7 protein-coding genes and 1 tRNA gene are annotated in these 8,865 nt (G+C 62.2%); 5 read left to right on the top strand and 3 right to left on the bottom strand.

Going from position 1 to position 8,865, the window contains the following annotated elements; genetic code table 11:
• On the bottom strand, positions 1–833 hold an 833-nt coding region (gene trpS, locus DW796_RS06540; protein WP_118094659.1), incomplete at its 3' end, for a tryptophan--tRNA ligase.
• A gap of 161 nt (positions 834–994) precedes the next feature.
• Positions 995–2,194 carry an MraY family glycosyltransferase gene (locus DW796_RS06535; RefSeq protein ID WP_118094629.1) on the bottom strand — a complete coding sequence of 400 codons (1,200 nt, stop codon included), beginning with the start codon at positions 2,192–2,194 and terminating at the stop codon, positions 995–997.
• Between the two features lie 525 nt (positions 2,195–2,719).
• On the opposite strand from DW796_RS06535, the gene DW796_RS06530 reads away from it, so the two are divergent.
• The 5 genes from DW796_RS06530 (at position 2,720) to proB (ending at position 7,218) form a co-directional block, all read left to right on the top strand.
• Complete coding sequence (locus DW796_RS06530) at positions 2,720–3,664, top strand: radical SAM protein (protein ID WP_089572042.1); 945 nt, start codon at positions 2,720–2,722, stop codon at positions 3,662–3,664.
• Positions 3,665–3,843: 179 nt separating this feature from the next.
• Positions 3,844–3,916, top strand: a tRNA-Ala gene (locus tag DW796_RS06525).
• Between the two features lie 64 nt (positions 3,917–3,980).
• On the top strand, positions 3,981–4,421 hold the full coding sequence (locus DW796_RS06520; protein ID WP_089572040.1) for a hypothetical protein: 441 nt from the start codon (positions 3,981–3,983) through the stop codon (positions 4,419–4,421).
• Between the two features lie 84 nt (positions 4,422–4,505).
• Positions 4,506–6,011, top strand: coding sequence for a nicotinate phosphoribosyltransferase (locus tag DW796_RS06515; RefSeq protein ID WP_118094628.1), 1,506 nt, complete (start codon positions 4,506–4,508; stop codon positions 6,009–6,011).
• A gap of 79 nt (positions 6,012–6,090) precedes the next feature.
• Complete coding sequence (gene proB, locus DW796_RS06510; RefSeq protein WP_118094627.1) at positions 6,091–7,218, top strand: glutamate 5-kinase; 1,128 nt, start codon at positions 6,091–6,093, stop codon at positions 7,216–7,218.
• A gap of 198 nt (positions 7,219–7,416) precedes the next feature.
• On the opposite strand, the gene DW796_RS06505 is transcribed toward proB, so the two are convergent.
• Positions 7,417–8,835 carry an alpha/beta fold hydrolase gene (locus tag DW796_RS06505; protein ID WP_118094626.1) on the bottom strand — a complete coding sequence of 473 codons (1,419 nt, stop codon included), beginning with the start codon at positions 8,833–8,835 and terminating at the stop codon, positions 7,417–7,419.
• Positions 8,836–8,865: the final 30 nt, after the last annotated feature.

Raw genomic sequence — 8,865 nt, 5'->3', positions numbered from 1 at the left:
ATCTCGACTTCGGAACGGCCGGTGCAGATGGCGGCCGTCGAAAGCAGACCGGACACGCCGGGGCGGTTCTCGGGATCGAACGTGATCATGCGCTCGGAGTCGGTCTGGCTCTTCTTGATGCGCTTGGCCGTCTCCTCGGCGGTCATCGAGATGTTGATGGCGTTACCGTAGCTCTTGCTCATCTTGCGACCGTCCAGGCCCGGCAGCAGCGGGGTCTCGGACAGCAGTGCGTCGACCTCGGGGAACACCTTGCCGTAGCGGTTGTTAAAGCGGCGGGCGATGGTGCGGGTGAGCTCGATGTGCGGCAGCTGGTCGCGACCGACGGGCACCACATTGCCCTTGCAGAACAGGATGTCGCAGGCCTGGTGCACCGGGTAGGTGAGCAGAAGGCCGGTGAGCTCGTGGCCCGAGGCCTCCATCTCGGCCTTGACCGTGGGGTTGCGCGCCAGCTCGGCCTCGGAGACCAGCGACAGGAACGGCAGCATGAGCTGGTTTGCGGCGGGTACGGCGGAGTGCGCGTAGATCATGGTCTTGTCGGGGTCGATGCCGCAGGCAAGGTAGTCCATGACCATGTTGTACACGTTGTCCTGGATGTGCTCGGTCGTATCGCGGTCAGTGATGACTTGGTAGTCGGCGATGAGCACGTTGGTCTTGGCGCCCATGTTCTGCAGCTCAACACGGCCCTTGAGGGTGCCGAAGTAGTGACCCAGGTGCAGACGGCCGGTGGGGCGGTCGCCGGTGAGCATGGTGAACTTCTCGGGCGTTTTGGCCAGGCCCTCGCGAATGGCGTTGCTCTTTTGCAGCGCGACTTCGTAGCTGTTCTCGTTTGGCATGATTGCTCCTAACGTATGTTCATGGGTCAAGATGATAACGCGTTTATTGGAGGGGCGGGTCGTAAGTAGGCGAGGGGCGGGAGAGCGGCGGCTTGTGCGATGGGCGCGGCGTGGCTGCACGTTTGGCCGGCGGCGTCTGGACGCATCCTCGGCAGCTTACCCTAGCGCCTGTGGTGGCGCTCTTCCTTGCGTTCTTCTGCTGCCTGCTCCTCTTGCTTAAAGGCGGGATCGTCGGGGGTGACGAGCTCGTCCTCGTGCGTGCGCTTGTTGTAATGGTGACGCAACACGGGCTCAAACAGATGCAGATGCTTGGCAAAGGCCGCCGAGCCAATGGCGAGCACGGTAAAGATGAGCACGCGCATGGGCACCTCGACCTGGTTGATCGCGGCGGCGCCGGCCGAAAGCATAATGCACCAGGCGTAGATGAGCAGCACAGCCTGCTTTTGGTTGTAGCCCTCTTGGATCAGGCGGTGGTGGATGTGGCCCTTGTCGGCCTGCCCGATGCTAATGTGGGCGCGCTTGCGGCGCACGATGGCGCTAAACGTGTCGATGATGGGCACGCCGGCAACGATGAGCGGGATGATAAGCGAGGTGAGCGCGGCGGTGCGGCTCACGTTGAGTAGCGAGATGGAGCCCAGCGCAAAGCCCAGAAGCAGCGACCCCGAGTCGCCCAAGAAGATGCTTGCGGGGTTGAAGTTGTAGCGCAAAAAGGCCAGACAGGCGCCAAAGAGCGCAATGGAGAGCGCGGCGGCGTCGATGCGGCCCGAGAGAACGGCCATCGAAAACATGGTGAACGACGCGATGCCGCAGATGCCCGTGGCTAAGCCGTCGAGGCCGTCGATGAGGTTAATGATGTTGGTGAATGCCACCAGATAGATCACGGTGATGGGGTAGGCGAGCCATCCGAGCATGATTTCGCCGGGGGCAAACGGGTTGACAATGACGCCGATGCGCAGGCCACCCACGCAGGCGATGAGCGCAGCGAGGACCTGTCCGGCCAGCTTTTGCTTGGGCTTGAGCTGGATGACGTCGTCGATAGCGCCGGTCGCAAAGATGACGGTAAAGGAGAGCGCCAGCATGGGATAGCTAATGTGAAGGCGCGGGTGCGGCACCAGGACGGGCGGCCAGCCTAGGTGCCAGGTGCCTAGGATTTGCACAATGCAGGCAACGACCAGGCCCAAAAACACCGCCGTTCCGCCCAAACGCGGGATGGGCTTGGTGTTGATGCGGCGCTTAGAAGGATAGTCGACGGCGTCGAGCTTAATTGCCAAGCGCTTGACCAGGGGCACCATGAGGAAGGTCGTGATAAAGGCCGCCGCTGCCACGCATAGGTACGGTATGTAGCTCGGGGATGAAGCCATGAATCTAAAAACCGCCAAGCGTCGAAGGAAAAGGTCAGAAGAACGCCATGCGCAAAGGGCATAGCCGAACCATGATACTCGACCACGGGGGGTGCATGGAATTGCATGCAGCGATAATCACGCGCTTACCAGATATTGGGATGTTGTCGATGGCTTGTCGGGATACCGGCGGGGATCCATATGGGCTGTAATGGTGGTTTTCGGCAAATGAAAACCACCCCCCACGTTACGAAAATGAACCCACCTAAAACAGGTGGGTGCCCTCATCGACTGTTCCAGCGTCCTTAACAACGAAGGATACCTGTACTAGGTACGACTGTGTGGGCTCCCTAAATAAACGCGACGGTTCACCCAGTTGCTCCGCGGGGGGCGGAATACCTACATCATAAAGCGGCACTTTGTCGATTCCAGTCTTGACATTATAAAAATCGTGTCGGACGATTACGGCGCCTTGGGCTCGAGCCGTCTGTGCGGTTGGTCCCTTTACGTTTGAGCTGCTGAATCATTGTTTTGGAGCATGTTTTTATGCCGACGTCGTTGACCGAACTTTTTTCGCCCGCCTGCCATTTGTGTCCGCGCCGTTGCGGTGCGGCGCGCGACGAGGGCACGCGTGGCGTGTGCGGCGCCGACAACACGCTTAAGGTGGCCCGCGCAGCGCTTCATATGTGGGAGGAGCCGCCTATCTCGGGCGAGGCCGGCTCGGGTACGATTTTCTTTAGCGGCTGTTCGCTCAAATGTATCTACTGCCAAAACCACGAGATCTCGACGGGCAATTTCGGTCTTGAGATTTCGCCCGAGCGTTTGGTCGAGATTATGCTGGAGCTGCAGGACCAGGGCGCCAATAACATCAACCTGGTGACGGCGACGCACTATGCGCACCTGTTGCCTGCCACGATTGCCGCGGCACGGACGCGCGGGTTGGTCATCCCAATTGTCTACAACACGAGTGGTTACGAGCGCGCGAGTGCCGTGGCGGCGCTGGGCGACCTGGTCGACGTGTGGCTTACGGACTTTAAATATGCCGATGCCGGGCTTGCGCAGTCGCTTTCTCATATTAAGGACTACCCGCGCGTGACCGTGTCGGGTCTGGCCCAGATGGCGCGCGAGATTGAGCGCCGCGGGGGAGAACTGGTAGACGAGGACGGGCTCATGAGGCGCGGCATGATCGTGCGTCACCTGGTGCTGCCGGGGCATGCCGACGATTCGTGCCGCGTGTTAGACCTGGTGTGGCAGACGGTGGGCGACGTGCCGATCTCGGTCATGAACCAGTACACGCCCAATGCACTCATGCGCGAACAAGGCGGCGACCTGGCGCGCGCCGTGACGCGCGAGGAGTATGAGCAGGTGCTCGACCATGCCGACGACCTGGGCTTTACGACGATGTTTTGGCAAGAAGGCGGCGCGGTAGACGAGAGCTTTACCCCGGCGTTCGATACCACCGGTGTTCTTACTAGTGCTCAAACCAGCTAATCTGGGACGAGGCTCTTTGAGTAGTCTTTTTGGGACGGGGCTGTTTTAGCTACCCCTGCCGCTGTTCGACCAAACCGTTCGCGTTGTCTGTCGGGGTAGCTAAAACAGCCGCGTCCCAAAAAGACTGGGTATTGGGCGTTGACAGTTGGCGAGCCGTAGGTAAAATATCAACTTGTCCTGGGGACGTAGCTCAGTTGGGAGAGCGCTGCCGTCGCATGGCAGAGGCCGAGGGTTCGACTCCCTTCGTCTCCACCCTTGGATTTGATAAGCCGCTGACATTGTGTCGGCGGCTTTTTTTAAAAGAAAGGGCTGTACCATGGCCAAGCTTGAGTCCCAACCACTGTCTGCCGAGGAACGCGCCGAGTTGGAAGAGCTCCGCGCCGAGAAAGCTCGTCGCGAGGCCCAGGAAGAGGCACGCCGCGAGCGTGAGGAGCTGGCCGCCCTGCGTGCCGAGTGCGAGAAGGCCGAGGAGGCCGCTGCGAACGTCGCCCCCGCGCCCAAGCCCGCCGCCGCGAAGCCCGCGCCCACCGCACCTAAACCTCAGCCTAAAAAGGTCGCTCGTTCCAAGTCCGTCGAGCCCAAGCCGAGCCGTGACGAGATGACCTTTGCCCAGCGCATGGTTACCTCCAAGGAGCCCACGGGCGAGAACGAGATCCCTGGCATGGCGCCGGCTCAAAAAATCATCATTGTCCTTGCCCTCATCGCGTTTGTCATCTTTATGGGCTACACGATCCTGACCAGCATGGGCCTGCTCTAGCCCATTCGCGCTGGGTGCCATGCCCGAACACTCTGCCCTTTTCCAACCCTCAACCTCTGCACAGCGCATCCGAAAGGTCGCCCCATGGCTTTGACCGACATCTCGCATCCCACCGACATTGCAATGCTCACCGATCTGTACGAGCTCACTATGGCCCAGGGCCTGTGGGAGAGCGGCAAGGCCAATGAGCAGGGTTGTTTTACCGCGTTTTACCGCGACCATCCTTTTGGCAGCGCCTATGCCGTCATGTGCGGCACCGCCGAACTGCCCGAGCTGGTCGAGAATCTGCGCTTTACGCCCGAGGATATCGACTACCTCGCCTCGCTCCAGGCCCCGGCCGGCGGCGCGATGTTCAAGCCTGGATTCCTCGACTACCTGCGCGATTTTCGTGCGCATGTAAACATCGACGCCGTGCCCGAGGGCGAGCTCGTCTTTCCGCGCGAGCCCATGGTTCGCGTCACCGGCCCCGCGCTGGAGTGCCAGCTGCTTGAGACGGCGCTGCTCAACATCGTTGGGTTCCAGACGCTTGTCGCCACCAAGACGGCGCGCGTGGTGCTGGCGGCGGACGGCCGTCCCGTTGCCGAGTTTGGCCTGCGCCGCGCTCAGGGTCCCGATGGCGGCTTGGCCGTCGCGCGCGCGAGCTACGTTGCCGGCTGCTCCTCTACATCCAATGTGCTCGCCGGCCGCCGCTACGGTATTCCCGTCTTTGGCACGCATGCGCACAGCTGGGTGATGAGCTTCGATTCCGAGCTCGAGGCATTCCGGGCTTTTGCCAAGTCGAGTCCCAAGAACTGCACGCTGCTCATCGACACCTACGACGTACGTGAGGGCTGCGAGCATGCCATTACGGTTGCCAAGGAGATGGAGGCGGCAGGCGAGCGTCTGTCGGCTATTCGCATCGACTCCGGCGACCTCGCCAAGCTCTCCAAGTATGTGCGCGGCCGTTTTGATGCCGAGGGCCTGCCCTATGTGGGGATCTCGGTTTCTAACGATCTGGATGAGTACACGATTCAGTCGCTGCTCGACCAGGGCGCGCCCATCGATAGCTTTGGCGTGGGTACCAAGCTTGCGACCTGCTATGACCAGCCGGCGCTGGGCGGCGTGTACAAGCTTTCCGCCCGCCGTGCGAGCGAGGCAGATCCATGGACGCCGGTGGTCAAGCTCTCTGAGCAGCCATACAAGCGCACGATCCCGGGTGTGCAACGCGTGCGCCGTTATTACGACGGCTTTGGCGGCCCGGTCTGCGACATGATCTACGACGAGGACCATCTGGCGGGGGAGGGCGCCGCGCGCGGCAATACCCTTGTGGCCGTGAATGATGCCGCCCTGGTGACCGACGTGTCCGAACTTGAGTATCGCGAGCTGCTGGTGCCGATCGTGCGCGATGGCAGCGCGGTGGCTCCGCGTGAGAGCATCCAGGACGCGCGCGAGCGCTGTGCTTGGGCACTCGATCATCTGGACGCAGCTTTCAAGCGCTTCCTGTACCCGCAGACCTATGTGGTGGGCATGGAACAGGGCCTGGCTCAGGTGCGCGACGAGCTCGTGCGCAAGAACATGGCCGCGGCTTCGGCCTTCCCCTGGGCTCACTAATTCCTTGGGCGGTAGGGGCGAGTCACGCTCCCTTGGCCGCCAGCTCGGCCGTTCGCTGAACAGTTGATTGGTTTGACGTATGACGACTTCTTATAAAACGATGGTGGTAAAGATCGGTTCGTCCACGGTGGTGGGCGCCGACGGCAAGGTCAACCGCGCCTTTATCGGCGGACTTGCCGACCAGGCCGCAGCGCTGCGCGAGCTTGGCTGGCGCCTGGTCGTGGTGAGCTCGGGCGCTATCGCCTGTGGCTATCCCGTGTTGGGCTTCGACCGCAAGCCGGTCGGCGACCTGCCGAGCCTGCAGGCCTGCGCCTCGGCTGGTCAGTGCATCATCTCGTCGGCCTACGACGAGGAGTTTCATGCGCGTGACCTGCTCACCTCGCTCGTACTGCTCACGCGCCACGACACGGCCCGTCGCACGTCCTACCTGCATGCGCGCGACGCCCTGTTGCGCCTCGTGGAGCTTGGCGTGGTGCCGGTCGTCAACGAGAACGATACCGTTACCGTCGATGAGATCAAGTTTGGCGACAACGACACACTGGCGGCGCTTGTGAGCTGCCTGGTTTCTGCCGATCTGTGCGTGACGCTCTCGGACATCGATGGCCTTTATACTGCCAATCCGCATGAGGACCCCACGGCCGAGTTTGTTCCTGTCGTGCATAAGATCGATGCCAAGATTATCGCCTCGGCGGGCGATTCTTCGACCTCGGTGGGCACGGGCGGCATGATCACCAAGATCCGTGCAAGCCGCATTCTCATGACGGCCGGCATTCAGAGCGTGATTTGCTCGGGCGAGGAGCCCGATGCGCTCGTGCGTTTGGCCCGCGGCGAGAGCGTGGGCACGCTGTTCGATCCGCCGGCGGAGCGCCTGGACATTGCACCCCGCAAGCTGTGGATTGCACTGGGCGACAAGGCGCACGGCTCGGTGACGGTTGATGACGGCGCCGCGAAGGCGCTGGTCAGCCGCGGATCGTCGCTGCTCGCGGTGGGTATTCGCGAGGTCGATGGCCAGTTTGCCGAGGGCGATGTGCTCGACGTGTGCGACCCGAGCGGCATGGTTGTCGCCCGCGGTATCGCCGAGGCCGATTCGGACGTGCTGGAGCTTGCCGCCGGCCGCCGCCAGGACCAGATTGCCAGCAACCGCCTGCTCGCAGACCTGGCCGAGAAGCCGGCGATCCATCGAGATAATCTGATCGTCTTTGCCTAACCAATTGACGCTGCAAACGCCCCTAAGCGGCAATCTGACGTTCAATCGTCGGGCATGACCAAAAGGTCAATGCCCTCCTCTTTCACGTCACCTTGCTTGCTTAGGGGCGTTTTCGCTTTCCGTCCTCTTCCTGCGGCATTGTCGTTGCCGGCACTTGGGGACGTTTCTATTGTGCCGGCAGGTGGGGACACTCCTTTGCTAGAAGATTCGGCGCAGGTCTCCGCGGTTGAGGGCCTCGTCGAAGAGGTGCTTGAATACCATACTGCCGTGCAGGCCGTCGTGCTCGAACTCGTTAGTCACCCAGGCATGCGAGTTGCCCACGCGGCTGAGCGTATCGAGCTGCAGGCCCGAATCGACGTACATGTCGTCGAAATACACCGCGGCCTGGAGCGGCACCTCGTTGCAGGCCAGGCGTTGCGGGTCGTAGATCTTGTCCCAGCTGGTGTCTTCCATCAGCAGGTCCATGGCGGGCTTGAAGGGCTTGAGCTCGGGCATCTGCTCAAACATCCACGGGAACATGGCCTCGCCGGTAAACATGAGCGGGCGCGCGAGCGTGTCGAACTCGGCACGATGGGCCTTCTCCTCTGCCGCGGCCCAGCCAATGGGCATGGTGTCACCGTCGGCGTATATGAACTCCTGCAGCGTCCAGTACAGCGGATTCGTGCGCGTGTTGGTGCGCTCGAAGGCGCGCATCAAAAAGCTGTCGGATACTGAGGAGCCGCAGCTCAGCGTACCGTCGCCAGTAACAAACGCGTGATCGATAATCCAATGCATACGCTCAAAGCTCGGCTTCATGCCAAAGTCGCTGCCCATGAGCTGTAGGCGCTCGACCGTCATCGGCGAGCCGTCGGGCAGCACGGGCTTCTGTGCCTCGAGCGCATCGGCCAGGGCTGCCACGCGCTCGACGTCAGCGGGGTAACGGTCGTAATACTGCTGCGTCTTGGCGGCCATGCGCGGGAAGGTGTGCGCGTAGACCTCGCTGGCGCTCGCCGGCACGTGCGGAATGCCACCACAGGTAAAGCTTGCCGCCACGCCCTCGGGGAAGAGCGACAGATAGCTCAGCGTCAAAAAGCCGCCGTAGCTCTGCCCGAGCGTGACCCACGGCTTGCCGCCAAAGCCCACCAGGCGCAGGTACTCAAAATCGCGCACGATGGAGCTGGCGAGGTGACGCTTGAGGAAGTCCGCCTGCGAGCGTGCTGTATCGGCGCCGGCGGCCGTTGCGCGATCACCCAGTGCCTTGATCGTGCGTCCGTCCACGCAGCTACTGCGTCCGGTGCCGCGCTGGTCGGGAAGGACCACGCGGAAGTGCTTGACGGCCTCCTCGATCCAGCCGTCGCTTGTGGGCGACAGCGGACGCGGGCTCTCGCCGCCGGGGCCGCCCTGCAAAAACAGGAGCAGTGGCAGATCGTCGTTGATGCGGTCGGGCGCGCAAACCACACGGTAGAAGAGCTTGATGCTCACGGGCGCGCCGGCGATGGGCGCCGGCATAGCGCCGCGGCGCATGGTGCTGCCGACGGCCAGGAGCATCGGCTCCAGGCCGCGCCAGTCAAGGGGGACGTCGATGCTGTGGTCCTCGACGTAAAGGCCGGGGACGTGGTACGAAGTGATGAGGGCCATGTGAGTCTTCCGTTCGTTGCGGTGTTTCGG

The organism is Collinsella sp. AM31-2AC, from assembly GCF_003469285.1.
In the GTDB taxonomy this organism is placed as follows: Bacteria; Actinomycetota; Coriobacteriia; order Coriobacteriales; family Coriobacteriaceae; genus Collinsella; species Collinsella aerofaciens_AT.
The sequence above is the reverse complement of the archived record's forward strand: the minus strand, read 5'-3'. Positions and strand labels throughout refer to the sequence as shown.

Coding starts and splice junctions, on each gene's coding strand:
- DW796_RS06535 (WP_118094629.1), bottom strand. CDS start 2,194: ATGGCTTCATCCCCGAGCTACATACCGTACCTATGCGTGGCAGCGGCG.
- proB (WP_118094627.1), top strand. CDS start 6,091: ATGACGACTTCTTATAAAACGATGGTGGTAAAGATCGGTTCGTCCACG.
- DW796_RS06515 (WP_118094628.1), top strand. CDS start 4,506: ATGGCTTTGACCGACATCTCGCATCCCACCGACATTGCAATGCTCACC.
- DW796_RS06530 (WP_089572042.1), top strand. CDS start 2,720: ATGCCGACGTCGTTGACCGAACTTTTTTCGCCCGCCTGCCATTTGTGT.
- DW796_RS06505 (WP_118094626.1), bottom strand. CDS start 8,835: ATGGCCCTCATCACTTCGTACCACGTCCCCGGCCTTTACGTCGAGGAC.
- DW796_RS06520 (WP_089572040.1), top strand. CDS start 3,981: ATGGCCAAGCTTGAGTCCCAACCACTGTCTGCCGAGGAACGCGCCGAG.